Here is a 19872-nt window from a genome sequence, read left to right on the forward strand (position 1 = left end):
TCACATGGCCGACCAAGAGCATGGAGAGCGTTGTCCGAAGTCGCCTCGCGGAGGTCACAAGTACGAGGACGTCATCCTCGCGGCGGACAACGGCAAGCTCTACTACCTGCGCCGCGAGGACTACATCCGGCCCGAGAACGAGCTGACCGCCGAGAACTGCGGCCACTGCTACGACCGCGCGATGGAGCTCCTCCGGCAGGGCGTCGCGCTGGGCTGGATCCGGCCTCGGCCCGGCAACCAGGCGTGCTACCTGGTCAACCTCGCGAGCCTGCGCAGGGTGACCCCGTTCGAGCCCCCGACGTGGAAAGAGGAGGGGCCGGATCCCATCCAGGACCTCCTGGCAGCCTCCGAGTGGGCCGACCAGGCGGCGACCCACGCCACGGCGGCCGCGCTGGCCCGCGAGCTCGGCGACCCCGGCGAGGCCGTGGCCGCGGCCACCCGCACGGTCGACGCCGCGGAGCAGAGCGTCAAGGACGCGAAGGCCGCCGTCAAGCACCTCGTCGCGGGCGACAAGGGCCAGTGAGCGCCGCGGGCCCCTCGGCGGAGCGGGCCGGCGCCCGCGCCGCGAAGGGGTTCCGGGAGGGCACCCACCGGCTCGTCCCGCCGGCCGACACGATCGCCCGCGTCGCGCCCCACCTGGCCGCGTTCGGCATCACCCGGGTGGCCGACGTCACCGGCCTCGACGTCATCGGCCTGCCGGTCGTCATGGTCTGCCGGCCCAACGCCGCCTCGCTCGCGGTCTCGCAGGGCAAGGGGCTCACGCTCGACGCGGCGCGGGCCTCCGGCCTCATGGAGTCGATCGAGTCGTACCACGCCGAGCACATCGACCTGCCGCTCCGGCTCGCGAGCTACCGGGATCTCGCCCGGACCGCCGCCGTCGTCGACGTCGCCGCGCTGCCGCGCCTGTCGGTCGGCGCCTCCCGCGAGCACCACCGGGTGCTCTGGATCGAGGGGCGCGATCTCCTCCGCGACGAGGCCGTGTGGGTCCCCTACGAGATGGTCCACACGAACTACACCCTGCCGCTGCCGGCGGGCAGCGGATCGTTCGTGATGAGCTCGAACGGCCTCGCCTCCGGCAACCACCTGCTCGAGGCGGTGAGCCACGGCATCTGCGAGGTCGTCGAGCGCGACGCCACCACGCTCTTCCGCGCCGGCGGCGAGGCCGAGATCCCCGGCTGCCGGCTCGACCTCGCCACGGTCGACGACCCCGGGTGCCGCCGCGTCCTCGACCTGTACGAGGCGGCCGGCGTCGCCGTCGGCGTCTGGGAGACCACGACCGACGTCGGCCTGCCCGCGTTCCTGTGCCTGATCGTCGATCGCGCGCCCGATCCGTTCCGCCGCCTCTACGCCACCGAGGGGATGGGCTGCCACCCGAGCCGGAGCGTCGCGCTGCAGCGGGCGCTCACCGAGGCGGCGCAGAGCCGGCTCACCTTCATCGCCGGCTCCCGCGACGACGGCGACCGCGATCGCTTCGAGCGGGCGCGCCACCCGGACGCCATCCAGCGCGCCCGCGAGCAGATCGCGGGCGTCCGCGGCCCGCTCCGCGATTTCCGCGACGTCCCGTCGCTCGAGGGCGAGACCTTCGAGGACGACGTCGCCCTGGAGCTCGCGTGCCTCCGGCGCGCCGGCGTCGAGCGCGCCGTCGTCGTCGACCTGAGCAAGCCCGGGCTCGGCGTCTCCGTCGTGCGGGTCATCCTCCCCGGCCTCGAGTCGATCGACGACGTGCCCGGCTTCGTCCCTGGGCCCCGCGCCCGGGCGCGCCTCTCCGAGCGCGCGGCGAGGAGCGCGGCCACCGCGTGAGCGTCATCGTCTTCACCGGCCCCACGCTCTCGGCCGCGGACGGCGCCGCGCTGCTCGACGGCGCCGTGTTCCTGCCGCCGGTCGCGCAGGGCGACGTGTACCGGGCCTCGCAGGAGAAGCCCTGGGCCATCGGGATCATCGACGGCTACTTCGAGCGCCTCCCCTCGGTCTGGCACAAGGAGATCCTCTGGGCGATGGCGCACGGGGTCCACGTCTTCGGCAGCGCCAGCATGGGCGCGCTGCGGGCCGCCGAGCTCCACCCGTTCGGCATGGCCGGCGTCGGCGCCGTGTTCGAGGCGTTCCGGAGCGGCGCGCTCACCGACGACGACGAGGTCGCGATCGCGCACGCCCCCGCCGAGGACGGCTACCGGCCGCTCTCCGACGCCATGGTGAACATCCGCGCCACGCTGGACGCGGCCGTCGCGGCGTCGGTCCTCCGGCAGGAGACCGCCGCCGCGCTCGTCGCGCTGGCCAAGCGCACGTTCTACGCGCAGCGCAGCTTCGCGCGGCTGCTCGCGGAGGGCGCCGCCGCGGGCGCGAGCCCCGAGGAGCTCGACGCCCTCCGCCGCTTCGTGCCGGACGGCCGCGTGGACCAGAAGCGGCGCGACGCCGTCGCGATGCTGGAGGCGATCGCGGCGCGGCGCGCGCGCGACGCCGGCCCGCTCCGGGTGGCGTACCATTTCGCCTACACCGACGTCTGGGACCAGGCGTGCCGGCGCGCCGGCCGCGGCAGCGTGGCCCCGGGGCAGGGCGCCCGCGCCGGCGCCGGCGGAGCGCCCGAGGCGCGCCCCGGCAGCGGCCCGGCCGGCGCGCGATCGCGGCGCGCCGAGGGCGCCGTGCAGCCGGAGCTCCTCCTCGACGAGCTCCGGCTCGAAGGCCCGCTGCCCTACGCGCACGCCGTGCACGGCGCCCTCGCGCGGGCGCTCGCCCTGAGCGAGGCGCGGCGCCACGGGGTCGAGGTCCCGGTCGAGCTGTTCGAGGAGATCCTCGCGCAGATCCGGCGGGAGCGGGGCCTGCTCACCTCGGAGAGCACGCGCGCGTGGCTCGCCGAGCAGGCGCTCGACGTCGAGGGCCTCACCCTGCTCGTCCAGCGGGAGGCGCGCCTGCGCTGGGCGCAGGCCGTGTTCGGGATCGAGGTGGAGCGCCTCCTCGTCGATCAGCTGCGCATGACGGGCCGCTACGCCGAGCTCGCCGCGCGGGCGCTCGAGAAGCAGGAGGTCCTCTCCGCGGCCGGCGTCGAGGCGCCCGCGCTCGAGGACCTCGGCCTCACGCGGCAGGCGCTCCTCGACTGGTACTTCGGCGAGGTCGCCGGCCGCCCCGTCCCGCCGCACCTCGACGGCTACGCGGCCTCGCTGGGGCTCGACGACCAGGACGAGCTGCTGCTCGTCCTCGCCCGCGAGCACGAGCACCGGCGGCGCGGGCGGCCGCCGGCCCGCGGGTGACGGGTCACGCGCTCTTCTGCCCGAGCGACCGCGCGGCGTACGCGCGGAGCGGCGTGAGCGCGATGGGCAGCGCCGCGAGGGTCGGGCGCATGTCGATGACCTTGCCCTCCACGCAGTGGAGCATCAGCGCGTCGAACGACTGCGCGAGCGGGTCGACGCCGCGCTGCGGGTCGCGGGCCGCGGCGCGGCGCGCCCGCAGGTCGGCCTCGTCGACGCGCTCCACGGCGAAGGCGCGGCCGGTCAGCGCCTCGAAGATCGCGATCACCTGGTTGTGGCTGAGCGCCTCCGGGCCGCCCAGCTCGAAGGAGCGGTTCAGCGCCGCCGGGTTGTCGATGGAGGCGATCGCCGCCGCGGCCACGTCGCCGAGCGAGATCCAGCTGATCGGGCCGTCTCCCGCGCCGTAGATGCGCGCCTTGGCGGCCTCCACGTCGAAGCCGAGCGCCGGGCTCAGCCAGATCTCCATGAAGTACGTCGGCTGCAGGATGGTGAAGGGCAGGCCGCTCGCCCGGAGCGCCCGCTCCACCTCGCGCTTCGCGTCCTGCAGCGGGAACTCGTCGGCGATCTCCGGGAAGGAGACGTAGACGAAGTGCGCGACCGAGGCCGCCTTCGCCGCGGCGATCAGCGCGATCGAGCCGTCGCGGTCGACGGACGCGATCGAGTCGCCCTCCTGCCGCGAGAGCGTCGAGCTGGCCGTCTCGATCACGACCCGGACCCCCTGGCACGCGCGATCGAGCGACGCGCGATCCTTCAGATCGCCGCGCGCGAGCTCGACCCCCATCTCGCGGAGCCGGGCCACCTTCGCGGGGTCCGAGCCCTCGCGGTAGAGCCCCCGCACCGCGCGCCCGGCCTCGCGGAGACGCCGGCAGATCTCCGTGCCCAGAACCCCTGTTGCCCCGACGATCAGGATCATCGCTCCTCCTCTCGCTCGCAGGCCCGCAGCATAGGACGAACGCCCGGGCAGCTGGCGCGCTCGCTGCGTCAGAGGTAGCCGTGATCGCGGGCGGCGGCGACGAGCGCCTCGAGCGCGGCCCGGCTCGCCTCGGGCGGCCCTCCGCCCCCGGCCGCGGCCACGGCCTGCTCGAGCCGCTCGTCGAGCGCGCCCGGGAAGCGGTGCTGCTTCACGTCCCGGAGCGCCGCGGCCTGCTCCGCGGCCGCGGCGAGGCGGCCCCGCTCGAGGTGCGCCGCGAGCAGCACGAGGCGCGCCGTCCACTCGAACGGGAACGGCGCCGGCAGCTCCGTCCAGAAGTGGAGGGCCGCGCCGGCGCGGCGCACGATCTCCTCCTCCGGCGCCCCCTCGGACCAGGCGCACCAGGCGAGGTTGGCCTCGGCGGCGCCCATGTAGTCGCGCATGTGCCCCGCGGTCGCGACCGCGAGGCTCCGCAGCGCCATGGCCCGCACCTCCGCGCGCTCCCGGCGCAGCCTGCGGATGATGGTCCTGTAGGTGAGCGCGCGCGACTGCACGATCACGTTGCCCATCCGCTCTGCGGCCTCGAGCGAGCTCACGAGGTACGCCTCGGCGGCGTCGAGCGCGCCGTGCCACAGGTGGACGAAGCCGCCCGAGAAGTGCGCGGGCGCGATGAGCTGCGGATCGCCCGTGGCCTCGCTGGCCGCGATGAACGAGCGGACGTGCCGCACGGTGAGCTCCGAGGCCTGGTACCGCTCGATGCGGATCTGCATGAGCATGAGGCCGTAGAAGAACTGCGCCTGCCGGACGGGCGCCGCGTACCGCTCGACCATCGGCTGGATCGCCTCGACCTGGGCCTTCAGCGCGTCGAGCTGGCCCATGAAGTAGTAGACCTCGAGCCGATCGATCTTGGCCTGCATCCACTCGTGCCACCACGCCTCGGAGCGGCTCTCGGTGGGCTCGTCGAGGCCGAGCGAGGCCTCGGCGTCGGCGTAGGCGGCGAGCGCCTGCGCGTGCTCCAGGTGCGTCTCCCAGGTCTTGCCGCGCTTCCTGTGCAGCCGGGCCCGGTCCACGCGCGCGGCCGGATCGAGCCGCGAGAGCGCCTCGACGTAGGCCCGCCGCGCGTCGTCCTGCTTGCCCGTGATCGCCAGCACGTCGCCGAGCCGCTCCTCGAGCGCCGCGCGCTCTGCGTCGCGCTGGACGTCCAGCGCGCCCGCCGCGCCCGACGTGCCTGCCGCGCCCGGGGCGCCCGCCGCGTCCGCGCGCCGGCCCACCTCGGCGATCGCCGCGCGGTAGAGCGCGATCGCGTCGCTGTTCGCGTAGACGGAGCGCGCGCGGTCGCCCGCCGCCGTCAGGTGCGCGATTGCCTTGTCGTGCACCCCGGCCCTCGAGAAGTGGTGCGCGAGCACCGGCGCGCGATCGGCGGCGTCCTCGGCGAGGGTCGCCTCGATCCGCTCGGCGGCCCGCCGGTGCAGCGCGCGCAGGCGCTCCTCCGGGATCTGCTTGTAGGCGATCTCGCGGATCTTGTCGTGGACGAAGCGGAGCCGCCCCTCGCCGGCCTCCTCGAAGATCTGGCGCATGCGGAGCTCCCGGAGCGCTTCCATCCACGCCTCCTCGTCGACGCCGGCCACGCCGAGGAGCAGCGCCCCGTCGAGCTCGCGGCCGAGCACCGCGGCGATCTGCGCGAGCTCCGCGCTGGCCGGGTGCAAGGCGCGCAGGCGCCGCGTGATCAGGCCCTCCAGCGAGCGCGGCATCGGCATCGCCATCGCCCGCTCGAGCGCCTCGGTCTGCCATGCGCCCGCGGCGTCGCGGGAGAGGAGCCCCGCGTCGATCGCCATGTGCAGGTACTCGGCGATGAAGAACGGGTTGCCGGCCGAGTGCCGGAACAGGAGCTCGTCGAAGTGCCTGGGCGACTCGGGCAGCGCGAGCATCTCGCGGGCCATGGCGCCGGCGCTCTCCTGGGTGAGCCGGCCGAGCTCCACGCTGAGGCTCTCCGGGGCGCGGGCGATGGCGTCGAGCTCGGGGCGCAGCTCGTCCATCCTGTAGGCGCCGAGGACGAGCACGCCCGCGGCCCTGAGGGCGCCGGCGGACAGCTCGGCCAAGAGGCCCAGCGACAGCTCGTCGGCCCACTGCAGGTCGTCGAGCAGGAGCAGGAGCGGCGCGGCCTCGGCCATGGCGAACAGCACCTCGCGCATGCACCGGAAGAGCCGCGCGCGCGCCGCCTGCGCGGGCAGCGGCGGCAGCGGCGGGCGCTCCTCGGCGTAGGGCAGGTCGGCGAGGCTCGCCTCGTAGGGCTCGAGCGCCTTGCCGCGGTCGCCGAAGATGCGCTCGGTCTCCGCGGTGCCGAGGGCGCGGCACCGATCGGCGGCCTCGATGAGGCACGACCGGAACAGGTGCAGCGGCGCGGCCTTGACGGCGCCGTCGTCCGTGCCGATCGCCACGCAGCGCCCGGTCATCACGGCGGCGCCGCGCATCTTGGCGTCGCGCGCGACCTCCATGATGAGCCGCGTCTTGCCGGCGCCGCTCTCGCCGCCGACGAGCACCTTGCCGCCGCGCCGGCGGTCGATGAGCGCGTCGATCTCCCGCCCGAGGCGGCGCACGATCGCGTCGCGCCCCGTCAGCTTGGGCCGGTACAGGTAAGGCGCGGGCCGCGGCGGCGGCACCGGATCGTGCGGGTCGGCGCCGAGCGCCTCGAGCGCTCGCGCCACGTCTTCCGCGTAGCCCAGCCGGTCGCGCGGCTCCTTCGCGAGCAGCCGCAGGACGAGCGCGTCGAGCTCCGGGGGGACGTGGGGCGCGCGGCTGGAGGGCGGCTGGGGCGCGGTCCTGAGGTGGTGCCTGCCGAGCTCGGACTCGGGGGTCGACGGGAACGGCGTGGAGCCGGTGAGGCACTGGTACAGGATGCAGCCGAGCGCGTAGAGGTCGGCGCGCGCGTCGGTGAGCTTCCCGAGGATCTGCTCGGGCGCCATGTACGCGAGCGTCCCCATGACCTCCCTGTCGACGGCGAGCTCCTCGCGGCCCTCGGCGCCGCCGAAGCTCCCGGCGATGCCGAGGTCGACGAGCACGGGCAGGTCGCCGTCGCGCAGGAAGACGTTCGCCGGCTTGAGATCGCGGTGGACGATCCCCTGGCCGTGCAGGTAGGCGAGGGGCGCGCAGAGGCGTCGGATCAGCGTGAGCATGTGGCGGATCGCCTCGCGCGGCGCGGCCGAGCGCGGGGCGGCGGCGCCGGGCCGCGTCGCGGGCGCGCTCAGCGGCGTGGTCTCGGCGGATCGCACCTCGTGCCAGATCTCCTGGATGCAGGTCTGGAGGGTCCGTCCTTCGAGGAGCTCCATGGCGTACCAGGGCAGCCCATCGGAGACGCCCTGATCCACGATCCGCACGACGCCGGGGTGGCGGAGGCGGCCGAGCGCGTAGATCTCGCGCCGGATGCTCGCGATGGTCAGCTCGCTCGCGCTGAAGATGGTCTTGATCGCCGCCGTCTGGCCGGTCTCTCCGTGCCTGCCGCGGTAGACGACGCCCATCCCGCCTTGCCCGAGCCTCCCGAGCAGCCGGTACGGACCGATGTGCGTGCTCGGCGCGGCCTTGGAGCTCGGCGGGGCGTGGCCGGCGAAGTGGGTCGCGTCGTCCGCGGCGGCGGGCGAGCGCGTCTCGGCGGCGACCGCGATGCGCACGCGGCGGAGGGTGCTCGGATCGACGGCGGCGCCGCTGCTGTGCTGGCGGCGCCCTTCACCCGGCGCGCTGGCGCGGCCTGCCGGCGTGGTGCCTGCCGGCGTGGTGTCCGGCACCCGCGGCGATGGGGGGGAGCGGACCCCCGTCTCCTCGTCTCCGCCGGGCGACGGTGGCTGCTGCTTGGGGTCGACCATGGCGTCAGGTCGGGGCGGACCCGTCGTGGGTCCCCCTCGGGGTGCCGCGCCGGGCGATGGTACACGAGAGCCGTCCGGTGTCGCCAGGCGTCGGCGCTGCGGTTTTCGTCCGACATCGTGATCCTGGCCCGCGTCGTTTCCGAGACAGCTCCGCATCTCTGTCCGGAACCCGTGAACGGACACGCTGCTCGAGTACAAGAGCCCTGCCCGATCGGCGTTTCGCCGCGGTGCTCTGCTGCGCCTGTGGGGTTACGGCGTGCAGCATCACGTGGCTCAGATCGACCGGCTGTCGAGCTATCGCGAGCTCACGCTGGTCCTCGTCGTCGCGAGCATTACGCGCACGTTGGTCCGGGAGCTCGATGAAATGGACTGGACGCTGGCGCGCCTGGGCGGAGGTTACGGCCGGATCGACGGCGCGGTGTACACGACCTATCTTGTCGTCACGGACGAGGTGGCGGAGGCCGAGCAGGATGACTTCTTGAGGATCTTCAGCCATCGCCCGGTGCTCGGCCCCGAGGCGCGGCAGTGGTTGCGGCAGTGGGTGAGGCCGGCGAAGGAGGGTACGATGCAAGACGTGGAGGAGATGGAAGGCGACGACGAGATGCTGCAGGAGCTGCTCGACTCGCTGCCGATCGAGCGGCGGCTGGCCGGGCTGACGCTGGAGCAGCGGCTGGCTGGGCTGCCGCCGGCGTATCAGCTGCTGGCGCTCTCCGACGAGGTGCTGCACGGCTTTCCGGACGAGTACCTGCGCTCGCTCCCGGCCGAGGTCCAGGACGCGATCCGGCGCCGGATCGGCCGGCCCTCGGCCTGATCGCTGCGCCCTGGAGAGCGCCGCTTCGGGCGCTCTCCACCGCCCGCCAGCGAGTGAGGCGCGCTGCGGCGCGCGGCGTGGTCGGCGCGGGCAGAACGCGACGCGGCGATCAGACCCCGGTGGCGCCGGACCACGCCGATGCACGTACACCGCGCGTGGCGTGCGGCTTGCTCTGTCGACCCCGCATGAAGCTCGGAACGTGCCTCACCCTCGCGACCGCGCTCGGCGTGCTGACGGCCGGCGGCCCCGCGAGCGCCTGCGACCCTGTGGATACCAGCGTCTCGGAGGGGTTCCTTCGCGCTGCCGCGCCGGGAGAGCCCGCCACGGTGCCACGCAATGTGGCGATCGTGATCTGGGGCGAGCTCCCGGAGCTCTCGCACCTGCTGGTCGAAGAGGCGACCGGCGCCGCCGTCGCCGGCGCTGGCTCCGACGTTCCGGTGGCCCCGCCGGGCTACAGCGTGATTCGCCCCGCCGAGACGCTGGCGCCTGACACCACGTACCGATTGCGCCTGAGGCCGTCCGTCGAGCGCCTCGTCCGGACATCGGATGTCGTCGATGGCACCCCGCCGAGCGCGCCGGTGCTGGCGGGCGGAGACGTCGAGTTCCACGCCAACGAGCCCGCGTGCGGTTACGGCAGCTGCCCGGACATGACCACGCTGACGTTCGATCTGGCCGCGCCCAGCGAGGACGATCACACGCCCGCCGAGGCGCTCGTCTACGCCGTGTACGTCGGCTTCAGCCCGGAGCAGGCGCTCACCAAGTCGCAGCCGGACGCGTGGCTGGAGGGCGATTCGATGTTCCTCTACGTGGACGAGGACCACGTGGGCCGCAACGTGTACATCGCGGTCTCGGCGATCGACGAGGCCGGCAACGAGAGCGAGCGCAGCGAGGTGCTCCAGGTCGAGCGCGAGGCGTCGGGCTGCGCGTTCTCGCGGAGCTCCACGCCGAAGGCGGGGCTCGCCCTGCTGCTCCTGGCCGCGCTCGCGCCGCTCCGGCGCGCGGGGCGGAGGGGAGAACGCGGTTCCGTGGCGCGCGACGGGCGATGAGCTCCACCGGCGCGCGGCACGGAGGGGGAGTGCCCGGAAAGGGAGCGTCCCGGGCCTCTCCTGCCCACGCGCCCTGATCCGGGCGGGCGCCATTCGCTGTCCAGCGCACTGCGACGGCTGTAAGCTCGCTGAAGCAGACTGCAGCTTTGCGCGCGCATGTCGAATCCGGTCCGTCTCTTCCTCTCCGCTGTCCCGAAGGACGCCGCGTTACGTGACGAGCTCGACGTCTGCCTGAAGCCCCACGAGCGCAGCGGGCGGATGGACGTCTGGCACGAGGGGCGGGTCGGCGCCGGAGAGGCGTCCGCGGTGGAGGCGCGGGGAAGAATCGAGGCGGCGGACATCGTGGTGCTGCTGGTGAGCCCTGATTTCCTCGCCTCGGATCGACATCATCACGAGGAGGCGGCGCGCGCGCTCGCCCGGAGCGCTGCGGGCGAGGTGGTGGTCGTGCCGGTGCCTGTCCGGCACTGCGACTGGAGCTGGACGGGTTTCGGTCGGCTGAAACCGCTGCCGGCGGGTGGGCGGCCCGTCAACGCCTGGCCGCATCGGGACGAGCCCTGGGCCGAGGTGACGCGCGGCCTGCTGGAGGTCGCCGGTCAGGCGGCGCGGCGTCGGGCGGCCGGCGGGGGCCCGCGTCCGGGGGCGGCGGGGCTGCCCGACGTCGGGCGGTGCATCGGCCGGGACGCGGAGGTGGAGGCGCTCGCCGCGGCGGTGTCGCGCGATCCTCCCGGGCGCGTGCTCCTCCTCGGCGCGGCGGGGATCGGCAAGAGCACCGTCAGCCGGGCGGTCCTGCACCGGCCCGAGGTCGTGGCCCGCTTCGGGGAGCGGCGCTTCTTCGTGGAGCTCGACGCCGCGCCGGACGCGGCGTCCGCGGCCGTGGCGCTGGCCGACGCGCTGCGCGTCGCGCCCGGACCCGATCTGCGGCAGCGGGCGCTGTCGTTCCTCGCCGCGGGGCCGGCGGTGCTCGCGCTGGACAACCTGGAGACGCCCTGGGATGGCGGCGACCAGGCCGGGACCGAGGCGCTGCTCGCGGAGCTCGTGGCGATGCCGCAGCTCGGCCTCGTGGCGTCGGTGCGGGGCGCGGGGCGGCCGGGGCGCGTGGCCTGGCGCGCGCCGGTCGAGCTCCGGCCGCTCGGACCGGCCGAGGCGGAGGAGATGTTCTGCGCGATCGCGGGCGAGGAGCACCGGGGCGAGCCGGCGCTCACCGAGCTCCTGTCGCTGCAGGAGGGCGTCCCGCTGGCGATCGATCTGCTCGCGAGCGCGGCGCAGGGCAACGATCTCGTCAACCTGAGGGCGGAGTGGGAGCTCAGCCGGGCGGCGGTGCTGGAGCGTGGGGGCGGGGCGCGCGACCGGCTCCGGAGCTGGAAGGCCTCGCTGGAGCTGTCGATCGGCGCGCGGCGGATGACCGCGGAAGCGCATCGACTGCTCGCGGTGCTGGCGGTGCTGCCGGACGGGATCGCGCAGCGGGACCTCCCCGCGATCCTACCGGATGCGGGGCCTGCAGCGGCGCGCGCGCTGGCGCAGCTCCGGCTGGCGTACTTCGAGGCCGGGCGGCTGAAGATGCTCTCGCCCGTGCGCGAGTACGTGAATGGGGCCTATCCGCCGGCTGCCGAGGATCTCGGGCGGGTGATGGAGCACTACGGTGAGCTCGCGCGCACGCTCGGGCCGCTGCCGGGGGGGCCCGGCGGCACCGAGGCGGCCGCGCGGCTCACACCGGAGACGGCGAACCTGGACGCGATGATCCGGCGGGGGCTCGCGGAGGCCGCCGCGGGGCGATGGATCGACGCGGCGGCGGCGTTGACCCGTTTCGCGCGGTTCTCGGGGCATGCGTCGCCGTTGCCCCTCGGCCGGGCGCTGGAGGTGGCGCGGCGCGCCGGAGACAGGCGACGAGAGGCGCTGTGTACCGAGAGCCTTGGAGGCATCGCGCTGAGACGTTCGCAGCACGCCGAGGCCACAGCGCGCTACGAGCAAGCGCTGCCGCTCTATCAGAAGGTGGGGGATGTGCTCGGCGAGGCCAGCTGCATCCGGCGCCTCGGAGACATCGCGCTGGCGCGTTCGCAGCACGCCGAGGCCGCAGCGCGCTACGAGCAAGCGCTGCCGCTCTATCAGAAGGTGGGGGATGTGCTCGGCGAGGCCAACTGCATCAAGAGCCTCGGAAACATCGCCCTGGCGCGTTCGCAGCACGCCCAAGCCACAGCGCGCTACGAGCAAGCGCTGCCGCTCTACCGGAGGGTGGGGGATGTGCTCGGCGAGGCCAACTGCATCAAGAGCCTCGGAGACATCGCGCTGAGACGCTCGCAGCACGCCGAGGCCACGGCGCGCTACGAGCAAGCGCTGCCGCTCTACCGGAGGGTGGGGGATGTGCTCGGCGAGGCCAACTGCATCCGGAGCGTCGGAAACATCGCGCTGAGACGCTCGCAGCACGCCGAGGCCACGGCGCGCTACGAGCAAGCGCTGCCGCTCTACCGGAAGGTGGGGGATGTGCTCGGCGAGGCCAATTGCATCAAGAGCCTCGGTAACATCGCTCTGAGACGCTCGCAGCACACCGAGGCCGCGGGCCGCTACGAGCAAGCGCTGCCGCTCTACCGGAAGGTGGGGGATGTGCTCGGCGAGGCCAATTGCATCAAGAGCCTCGGTAACATCGCTCTGAGACGCTCGCAGCACACCGAGGCCACGGCGCGCTACGAGCAAGCGCGGTCGCTCTACCGGAAGGTGGGGGCTGTGCTCGGCGAGGCCAACTGCCTCCAGAGCCTCGGAAACATCGCGCGAGCCTACGGCGATGCCGGCGCTGCCGGCGCTCTCTACCAGGAAGCCCTCGCGCTGTACCAGCGCATCCCGGAGCCTTACTCGATCGGCTGGACCCATCACCGCCTCGCTGGCATCGCCCCCGACTCCATGGCCCAGCGCCGGCACGTCGAGGCCGCGAGCGCCGCTTGGCGCAGCATCGATCGGATGGACCTGATCGCCCGCCTGGACGAGGACTTCGGCGCCTGACCCGCGTGACACCACCCCGTCCGGTTTGAGGCGCGCCGCCGACTCCTCGATGTGCTCGTCCCGACGCGCTCGAGGTCGCTCGACGCCGATGTGGCGGACCTGGGTCTAGGATGGGACGATCTCGGCGACGGCTACTGGCGGCGTTCCCCCCCCGAGCAACGGGTGGCGGGCCTGCCGCCCGAGCAGGTGCTCTCGGCATTCCCCCCCGAGCAACGGGTGGCGGGCCTGCCGCCCGAGCAGCGGGTGGCCGGGCTGCCGCCCGAGCAGGTGCTCCTTGCGTTGCCCGATGACGTGCTCCGAGCGCTCTCCGATTCCTACCTGGACACGCTCTCGGCGGAAACGAGGGCCGCCATCCGCGCGCGCGTCGGGCGGTAGCGCGCGCCGATCGGTGGCCTGGTCCGGACCACGCCAGACCCGACCCGCAGGTCGTGCCCGCCCGGTCCAGACCACCCCGCAACCGACCCGCACGTCGCGCCCGCCCGGTCCGAACCACCCCGCAGCCAACCCGCAGGTCGCGTCTGCCTGGTCCAGCCCAACGCTCAGCCGACCCGCACGTCGCGCCCGCCCGGTCCGGACCACCCCGCAGCCGACCCGCACGTCGCGCCCGCCCGGTCCGAACCACCCCCCGACCGACCCGCACGTCGCGCCTGCCCCGGTATGCCTACGGCCCCCCGGCCTCCCCGCCGGCATCCACCGGGCTCGCCTCCGCCGACCCCGGCTGCGCCTTGCCCGGCTCCCCGCTCGGCTCCGCCCCCGGCGCCTCGGGCGGCGCCTCCGCCGCCTTGCCCCGCGCCGCCGCAGGGCGCCAGTTCTCGATCGGCGCGAGCAGCTGCTGCGCGATCTCCGTCTTCCTCGGATCCCGCTTGCTGACCATCCCGGACACACGGACCACGTACGTCCGCAGCGCGTCCACGAGCTCGTCCAGGGCCGCGCGCACGTTCGTCACCTCGACCTCGGCGCCCTCCACGGGCGACGTGATCCCCAGCGCCGCGCCGTACGCCTCGTGCGCCTCGTAGAGCCGATCGAGGATCTTCCCCGCGCCGAGCCGCTTCAGCTGCCCCCCGAGCTCGTTGTCCTTGATCATCAGGATGCGCGTATTGCTCTCGGCCCACTCGAGCTTGTACGCGATCTGGGTGAACTTGAGCCCTCTCGGAAACAACGCGGCGCGCAGCGACGCCGCCGTCTCGGCCTCCGGCAGCCCGGGGATCTTCGACCAGCCGCCCAGCACGTCGTAGAGACCGCTCCAGATGGCGTCCACCGTGATATCGGCCGCCTTCGCGCGCGCCGTGTCCTCGGTCGGCTGGGAAGGCAGGCGCGTCGCGACCGCCTGGTTCAAGGTCGCGAGCGCCGACGTCAAATCCTCGTGCGCCTCCATCACCCCCTCGGGGACCCTCCGCGCCGCGCCCCTGTCGCCCAGCACGGCCTTCGCGGCGGTCAACACCTCCGTGCCCAGCGCCTGGGCGGACGGCGCGTCCAGCTTCGGTAGCTGGACCAGATCAACGGCGGTGAACGTTCGTCTCATGCCTCCCTCTTCTCCTGGCCATCTCCTGACCATCTGTGGGCGAACGTAAGCGCTCCCCCGTTGGTCACCGTATATCCCGACCACCCACCCCTCGCCAACGAGCCCACCCGTCGGAGCCATGCTCCGCAAGAAACCGTCAATGCCCCCGGAACCCTGAACGCGCGCCACGCCCACGCCGCGTTCACACCACGTTCAGCTGATCGCGACATCACCGCGAATCCGCGACGCAGCCGCCGTAGCCGCCGTAGCCGACGCAACCGCCATAGCCGCCGTAGCCGACGCAACCGCCGTAGCCGACGCAACCAACCCGGCGCCACCCAGGCACCGCGAGACCCGTTCCCACCCCCCGCGCCCGACGCGTGAACACGCTCGACCAAAAAGTCAGCAATGAGCGTTGTATACCGTGCAAAGGAGGAATATAAGGTGAATCATGCGATACATACGTACAAGCGCCGCGCGCGCTTGCCTCTCCCTCCTCGTGCTCGCTGCGCTCCCCGGGACGGCGTTCGGGGCGACGACCGCGATCACGTTCGTCATCAACCACGCCGATTGCGGCAACGCCGAGTTCTCGCTGTACCTGAACGGGGTCCTCCTCGACACGATCCCGAGCGAGAACGGGTGCGAATGCCGCACGGAGACGCTCCAGAGGGCGTTCACCGAACCCGAGGTGCTGGCCCTCTACGACCCGAACACCTGCAACGATGTCCGGGTCGATATCGACAAAGGCGAGGGCTTGCTCCTCGGCTTCGCGCGCATTCACGTCAATTCGACCGAAGGCTCATCGTACCTGTGCCTGTACGACGCGGAGCGCGGCCCGACCCCGTGCGCGGATCGCGACGTCTGCGACGGCTACAGCGTCGGGCTGACGTCGCTCGGAAGCCAGGACAGGGACGGCATCGCGCCAGGCCTGGGCAGGGGCTGCGACAACTGCCCCGTCACGCACAACCCGGATCAGGCCGACGAGGACGCCGACGGCATCGGCGACGCCTGCGACCCCTGTCCGCGCGGCGACCGCGACCGCGACGCCGTCTGCGACGCGGCCGACAACTGCGCCTCCGCCGCCAACCCGAGCCAGACCGACAGCGACGCCGACGGGATCGGCGACGCCTGCGACAACTGTCCCGCCGCCGCCAATCCAGACCAGGCCGACAGCGACGCCGACGGACACGGGGACGCGTGCGCGCACGCCTGCGTCACCCTGCAGCGAGGCACCTTCGGCGAGGTCGCGGACGCCGATGTCTGGGAAGCGTTCCCCAACTACAGCGACGGCCACGTCCCCTACAACGCCTCGGGCAAAGCCCACGGCTTCCGCAAGCAAGCGCTCTACCGGTTCGGGCTCGACAGCATCCCCGCCGGCGCCACCGTCACGTCCGCCGATTTCGGCGTGGCCGCCTACGGCCCCGGCGACGAGATCGTCCGCATCCATCGCATCACCGCGCCCTGGAGCGAGGACGCCGTCACCTGGAACAACTTCGCCGCGAGCTACGACGCGGACGTCGAGGCCGAGCTCACCTGGATCGGACCCTACGATATGAGCGCCGACCTGACCGGCCTCGTCCAGGCGTGGGTCGACGGCACGGCGCCGAACCACGGCTTCCTCGTCGAGGAGGATCCGATCGGGCGCACGTCGTACCGCTCGAGCGACCACCCCCTCCAGGAGGACCGCCCCTGGCTCGAGGTCTGCTATTTCGCGCGCTGATCCGCGCCGCGCGGCCGCTCCCCCGCGTCCTCCTCCGCGGGGTAGGGCCTGCCGAGCGCGGCGGGGGGCGTCGCGTCGAACGCGCGCAGGAGCGGCCGGCGCGCCGCGTCGGGCAAGAGCGCGCCGAGGCGGGAAAGGAGCCCGCTCGAGGTGAGCCCCAGGACGACGATCATCAGCGCGAACGGCGCCACGCTGAAGACCTGCGTCGGCACCGAAGGCAGCGCGCTCTGGCCGAGGCTCGCCGTCGACGAGAGCACGCCGAACAGGCACGCGCCGAGCGCCGCCCGCACCGGATGAAAGCCGCCGAAGATGACGATCGCCAGCGCGATCCAGCCGTAGCCGGCCGTGTGGCGGTGGCTCCAGCCCGCCTTGAAATCGAGCGAGTACGCCGCGCCGCCGATCCCCACGAGCGCCCCGCCGACGAGCGTCGCCGCGGCGCGCACCCAGGCCACGCGCGCCCCGCGGGCGTGCGCCGCCGCGGGCTGCTCGCCCACGGCCCGGACCAGGAGCCCCGCGCGCGTGCGGTACAGGAACACCCAGGCGCAGGCGACGAGCAGGTAGCTCGCGTACACCACCGGATCGCTCCGGAAGAACAGCGGGCCGAGGATCGGCACGTCCCCGAGCACCGGGATCGCGAGCGCCGGGACCGTCGGACCGGGCACCCGCACGAACGGGCCGCCGAGCACCGACGAGAGATCCGCGCAGAGCATCGCCAGCACGAAGCCGATCGCGATCTGCGAGCGGCGCAGGAAGATCCCGCCGATCGCCACGACCAGCGCGACGAGCGCGCCGGTCGCGGCCGCGGCGGCGAAGCCGGCGAGGACGCTCCCGGTCGAGAGCGCGGCCGCGAAGCCCACCATCGCCGAGAGCATCATCGAGCCCTCCGCCGAGAGGTTGATGACCCCGGCCCGCTCGGCGATCGTCTCGCCGACCGCCGCGATCACGAGCGGCGTCGAGGCCGCGAGCGCGGTCGCGAGGAGCGAGAGGAGCTCGCCGCCGCCCTCGTCCATCAGGCCTCCTCCGGCCGGCCGCCGCCGCGCGCCCCGCGCGCGCTCCAGGGCGACAGCAGCGCGAACAGGACGAGCGCGCCCTGGAGCACGCCCGCGAGCGAGGACTCCAGGCCGAGCGTCATCGGGAGCTTCAGGCTGCCGACGTTGAGCGCGCTGAAGAACAGGGCGATCGGCGCGACGAGCGCCGCGCGCCGGCCCGCGAGCAGCACCACGAGCAGCGCGAGGAAGCCGAGGTTGCTCGAGACGTTCGGGAGGAGCCGGTGGAACGTGCCGAGCACCTGCAGCGCGCCGGCGACGCCGGCGAGCGCGCCCGAGATCGCGAACGCGGCGAGCATCTCCCGCGCCGCCGGGACGCCGAGCACCGCCGCGGCCTCCGGGCTCAGCCCCACCGCCCGCAGCCGGAGCCCGAAGTGGGTCCGCCCGAGCACCACCGCCGCGCCGACGAGCGCGAGCGCCGCGAGCAGGAGCGCGGCCGGGCTCAGGTCGGTGCCGCCCAGCGTGGAGAGCCAGAGCGCGCCGTCGAGCGGCTCGGTGCCGGCCATCGACGCGACGCCAGGCCGCTTCCACGGCCCGAAGACGAGGTAGAGGACCGCCCCCTGGGCGACGAAGTTCATGCCGAGGCCCGCGAAGATCTCGCTCACCCGGGCGCGCGTGTGCAGCGCGCCCGTGAGCGCGCCCCAGAGCACCCCGCCGAGCGCGCCCGCGGCGATCGCGAGCGCGACGGCGAGCCCGGCGGGGAGGCCCGGCCAGAGCGCGCGCGCGGCGCCGGTGGCGCAGACGGCGCCGATGACGAGCTGCCCCTCGACCCCGAGGTGGTACAGGCCGGCGCGGAACGTGAACAGGAGGCCGCTGCCGCAGAGGAGCAGCGGCGCCAGGGTGGCGAGCACCCGCGCGGCCTGATCCGCCGTGCCGAACGCGCCGTCCCACAGGCCCGCGGCCACCGCCGCGGGCGAGGCGCCCAGGAGCGCGCACAGCCCCGCGACGAGCGCGAGCGAGAGGGCGAGCGGCGCGAGCGGCGAAAGGCGGGCGGCGACCTCGCCCGGCCACGCCGGCCGCGCGCCGGGGCCGGATCCGCCGGGCGGCGCGGGGCCGGATCCGCCGGGCGGCGCGGGGCCAGCTCCGCCGGGCGGCACGGGGCCGGCTCCGCCGGGCGGCGCGGGGCTCACGGCGGGCGGCGCGGGGCTCACGGCGGGCGGCGCGGGGCTCATGGCTCGACCCCCGCGGGCGCGGCCGGGGCGGGCTCGTCGAGCTCGCCGCCGATCATCCGGCCGAGCCGGTCCAGGGTGAGCTCGGCCGCGGCGACGGGCCGCGAGACGCGCCCGCCGCTGAAGACGAGGATCCGGTCGCTGTAGCGCATGAGCTCGTCGAGCTCGGACGACGCGAACACGAGCGCCGTCCCGGCCCGGCACCGCGCGAGGAGCTGCTCCCAGACCCACCGCGCCGACGCGAGGTCGAGCCCCCGGGTCGGCTGCTCCAGGAGCAGCAGCGCGAGGCCCTCGGGGAGGAGCGCGAGCTGGGTGCGCTGCTGGTTGCCGCCGGAGAGCGCCTCGACGCGGGTCTCGGGCCGCCCGCGGATCCGGAACGCCTCGATGACCCGCTCGGCGGCGCGGCGGATCTCCCGCGGGCGGAGGAACACCCCCGGCCGGGGCGCGCGCAGGGCGACGTGCTCCTCGAGGGAGAGGCCCGCGATGAGGCCCTCCCGCCGGCGATCCGCGGGCAGGTAGCCCACGCCGGCGCGCAGGAAGGCCGGGTAAGGACGGCCGGTCAGGTCGGCCCCGCCGATCGCGACGCGGCCCTGCCGCACCCGGAGCAGCCCGGCGCAGGCGCGCAGCAGGAGGCGCTGGCCGCTCCCCTCGAGGCCCGCGAGCCCGAGCACCTCGCCGCGGCGCACGGCGAGGCGGGGGAGGCGCAGGTCGAGGCGGTGATCGCCGACGCCGACGTCGTCGAGGGCGAGCGCGACCCCGTCGCCGGCCGTCGGGAGCCGCTCCGGGGGCGCGAGCGCCTCGCCGAACATCAGCGCGACGAGGCGCTCGGCGCCGGCCGGCATCTCCGCCTCGCCGGCCACCTTGCCGTGCCGCAGCACGGTCACGCGGTCGCAGAGCGCCTCGACGTCCGAGAGCTTGTGCGAGACGAGCACGATCGCCTTGCCGTCCTGCTTGAGCCGCCGGAGCGCGGAGAAGAGGGCGTCCTGCTGCGCGCCGGAGATCCCCGTCGTCGGCTCGTCCAGGAGGAGCGCGCGGACGCCCAGCGCGAGGAGCCGCAGGAGCTCGAGCTGCTGGCGCTCCCCGAGGGTGAGCCGCCCGACCTGCTCGTCCGGGTCGACGGAGAAGCCGAACCGCGCCGCGAGCGCGAGCAGCTCCTCGCGCGCCGCGCGGCGGGGGAGGAAGACGCCCGCGGCGCGGCGCGAGGGCGGCGCGGGGGCGGGCGCGCCGCCCTCGTGCCGCGCCGCCGCCGCGGCGCGGGGGCGGGCGACGAGGAAGCTCTCCAGGACGGTGAGGGGAGGGAAGTCGAGCGGCTCCTGGTGGAGCACGCCGACGCCGGCGGCGAGGGCGTCGGCCGGGCTGGCGAGCGCCACCGGACGGCCGTCGAAGAGCAGCCGGCCGGCGTCCGGGCGGAGGAGCCCGCCGAGGATGCGGAGCAGCGTGCTCTTGCCGGCGCCGTTCTCGCCGAGCAGGCCGTGGACGGCGCCCGCCCGGATCGTCAGCGACACGTCGTCGTTGGCCCTGACCGGGCCGAACCGCTTGGCGACGCGCTCGATCTCGATCCGCATGGAGCACCGCCCCGAGG

At 74.5% G+C, this 19872-nt stretch carries 14 protein-coding genes and 1 pseudogene; 8 read left to right on the plus strand and 7 right to left on the minus strand.

All coding sequences use genetic code 11. The features are described from left to right. Positions 1 to 4: 4 nt before the first annotated feature. The 3 genes from WME83_RS21505 to WME83_RS21515 are packed head-to-tail and all read left to right on the plus strand — an operon-like array spanning position 5 to position 3242. Positions 5 to 523, plus strand: a complete 519-nt coding sequence (locus WME83_RS21505) for a hypothetical protein (protein ID WP_437321164.1) — start codon at positions 5 to 7, stop codon at positions 521 to 523. Further along, a complete protein-coding gene (locus tag WME83_RS21510; protein ID WP_437321165.1) occupies positions 520 to 1800 on the plus strand; it encodes a YcaO-like family protein in 1281 nt (426 codons plus the stop codon). The genes WME83_RS21505 and WME83_RS21510 overlap by 4 nt, the downstream gene beginning before the upstream one ends. Further along, positions 1797 to 3242: a TfuA-like protein gene (locus WME83_RS21515; protein ID WP_437321166.1), complete on the plus strand. Its 1446-nt coding sequence runs from the start codon at positions 1797 to 1799 to the stop codon at positions 3240 to 3242. The genes WME83_RS21510 and WME83_RS21515 overlap by 4 nt, the downstream gene beginning before the upstream one ends. A 4-nt stretch (positions 3243 to 3246) precedes the next feature. Here WME83_RS21515 and WME83_RS21520 read toward each other — a convergent pair whose 3' ends face one another. Together WME83_RS21520 and WME83_RS21525 are read right to left on the minus strand one after the other, a co-directional pair. Next, a complete protein-coding gene (locus tag WME83_RS21520; RefSeq protein ID WP_437321167.1) occupies positions 3247 to 4152 on the minus strand; it encodes an SDR family oxidoreductase in 906 nt (301 codons plus the stop codon). Positions 4153 to 4220: 68 nt separating this feature from the next. Then, complete coding sequence (locus WME83_RS21525; RefSeq protein WP_437321168.1) at positions 4221 to 8006, minus strand: serine/threonine-protein kinase; 3786 nt, start codon at positions 8004 to 8006, stop codon at positions 4221 to 4223. Between the two features lie 268 nt (positions 8007 to 8274). Between WME83_RS21525 and WME83_RS21530 the strand changes: the two genes are divergently transcribed. The 4 genes from WME83_RS21530 to WME83_RS21545 all read left to right on the plus strand — a co-directional run bounded on the left by WME83_RS21530 (position 8275) and on the right by WME83_RS21545 (position 13229). Next, on the plus strand, positions 8275 to 8817 hold the full coding sequence (locus tag WME83_RS21530; RefSeq protein WP_437321169.1) for a hypothetical protein: 543 nt from the start codon (positions 8275 to 8277) through the stop codon (positions 8815 to 8817). 185 nt (positions 8818 to 9002) lie between these two features. After that, positions 9003 to 9863 (plus strand): hypothetical protein, encoded by an 861-nt coding sequence (locus tag WME83_RS21535; protein ID WP_437321170.1) that lies wholly within the window; start codon positions 9003 to 9005, stop codon positions 9861 to 9863. A gap of 156 nt (positions 9864 to 10019) precedes the next feature. Next, complete coding sequence (locus tag WME83_RS21540; protein ID WP_437321171.1) at positions 10020 to 12854, plus strand: tetratricopeptide repeat protein; 2835 nt, start codon at positions 10020 to 10022, stop codon at positions 12852 to 12854. A gap of 51 nt (positions 12855 to 12905) precedes the next feature. Continuing rightward, complete coding sequence (locus tag WME83_RS21545) at positions 12906 to 13229, plus strand: hypothetical protein (RefSeq protein WP_437321172.1); 324 nt, start codon at positions 12906 to 12908, stop codon at positions 13227 to 13229. A gap of 286 nt (positions 13230 to 13515) precedes the next feature. Here the strand turns inward: WME83_RS21545 and WME83_RS21550 are convergent, their stop codons facing one another. Next, the gene (locus tag WME83_RS21550) at positions 13516 to 14376 is read right to left on the minus strand and encodes a hypothetical protein (RefSeq protein ID WP_437321173.1); all 861 of its coding nucleotides are present in this window, start codon (positions 14374 to 14376) and stop codon (positions 13516 to 13518) included. Positions 14377 to 14806: 430 nt separating this feature from the next. Between WME83_RS21550 and WME83_RS21555 the strand changes: the two genes are divergently transcribed. Beyond that, positions 14807 to 16075, plus strand: coding sequence for a DNRLRE domain-containing protein (locus tag WME83_RS21555; RefSeq protein WP_437321174.1), 1269 nt, complete (start codon positions 14807 to 14809; stop codon positions 16073 to 16075). On the opposite strand, the gene WME83_RS21560 is transcribed toward WME83_RS21555, so the two are convergent. The 4 genes and pseudogenes from WME83_RS21560 to WME83_RS21575 all read right to left on the minus strand — a co-directional run. Then, positions 16060 to 17085 carry an ABC transporter permease gene (locus tag WME83_RS21560; protein WP_437321175.1) on the minus strand — a complete coding sequence of 342 codons (1026 nt, stop codon included), beginning with the start codon at positions 17083 to 17085 and terminating at the stop codon, positions 16060 to 16062. The two genes, WME83_RS21555 and WME83_RS21560, sit on opposite strands and share 16 nt — an antisense overlap. Further along, a complete protein-coding gene (locus WME83_RS21565) occupies positions 17085 to 18293 on the minus strand; it encodes an ABC transporter permease (protein ID WP_437321176.1) in 1209 nt (402 codons plus the stop codon). Before WME83_RS21565 ends, WME83_RS21560 begins: the two co-directional genes overlap by 1 nt. Next, positions 18290 to 19132 carry an ATP-binding cassette domain-containing protein gene (locus WME83_RS21570; RefSeq protein WP_437322024.1) on the minus strand — a complete coding sequence of 281 codons (843 nt, stop codon included), beginning with the start codon at positions 19130 to 19132 and terminating at the stop codon, positions 18290 to 18292. Before WME83_RS21570 ends, WME83_RS21565 begins: the two co-directional genes overlap by 4 nt. A 174-nt stretch (positions 19133 to 19306) precedes the next feature. After that, positions 19307 to 19792, minus strand: a pseudogene (locus tag WME83_RS21575) (ATP-binding cassette domain-containing protein); the annotation flags it as partial. Positions 19793 to 19872: the final 80 nt, after the last annotated feature.

This window comes from Sorangium sp. So ce385 (assembly GCF_051474135.1).
GTDB lineage: Bacteria > Myxococcota_A > Polyangia > Polyangiales > Polyangiaceae > Sorangium > Sorangium cellulosum_D.

Excerpts from the sequence above, each read along its gene's own strand:
- WME83_RS21505 (WP_437321164.1), top strand. The coding sequence starts at position 5 with ATGGCCGACCAAGAGCATGGAGAGCGTTGTCCGAAGTCGCCTCGCGGA.
- WME83_RS21560 (WP_437321175.1), bottom strand. The coding sequence starts at position 17,085 with ATGGACGAGGGCGGCGGCGAGCTCCTCTCGCTCCTCGCGACCGCGCTC.
- WME83_RS21520 (WP_437321167.1), bottom strand. The coding sequence starts at position 4,152 with ATGATCCTGATCGTCGGGGCAACAGGGGTTCTGGGCACGGAGATCTGC.
- WME83_RS21550 (WP_437321173.1), bottom strand. The coding sequence starts at position 14,376 with ATGAGACGAACGTTCACCGCCGTTGATCTGGTCCAGCTACCGAAGCTG.
- WME83_RS21540 (WP_437321171.1), top strand. The coding sequence starts at position 10,020 with ATGTCGAATCCGGTCCGTCTCTTCCTCTCCGCTGTCCCGAAGGACGCC.
- WME83_RS21565 (WP_437321176.1), bottom strand. The coding sequence starts at position 18,293 with ATGAGCCCCGCGCCGCCCGCCGTGAGCCCCGCGCCGCCCGCCGTGAGC.
- WME83_RS21555 (WP_437321174.1), top strand. The coding sequence starts at position 14,807 with ATGCGATACATACGTACAAGCGCCGCGCGCGCTTGCCTCTCCCTCCTC.
- WME83_RS21570 (WP_437322024.1), bottom strand. The coding sequence starts at position 19,132 with ATGCCGGCCGGCGCCGAGCGCCTCGTCGCGCTGATGTTCGGCGAGGCG.
- WME83_RS21525 (WP_437321168.1), bottom strand. The coding sequence starts at position 8,006 with ATGGTCGACCCCAAGCAGCAGCCACCGTCGCCCGGCGGAGACGAGGAG.
- WME83_RS21535 (WP_437321170.1), top strand. The coding sequence starts at position 9,003 with ATGAAGCTCGGAACGTGCCTCACCCTCGCGACCGCGCTCGGCGTGCTG.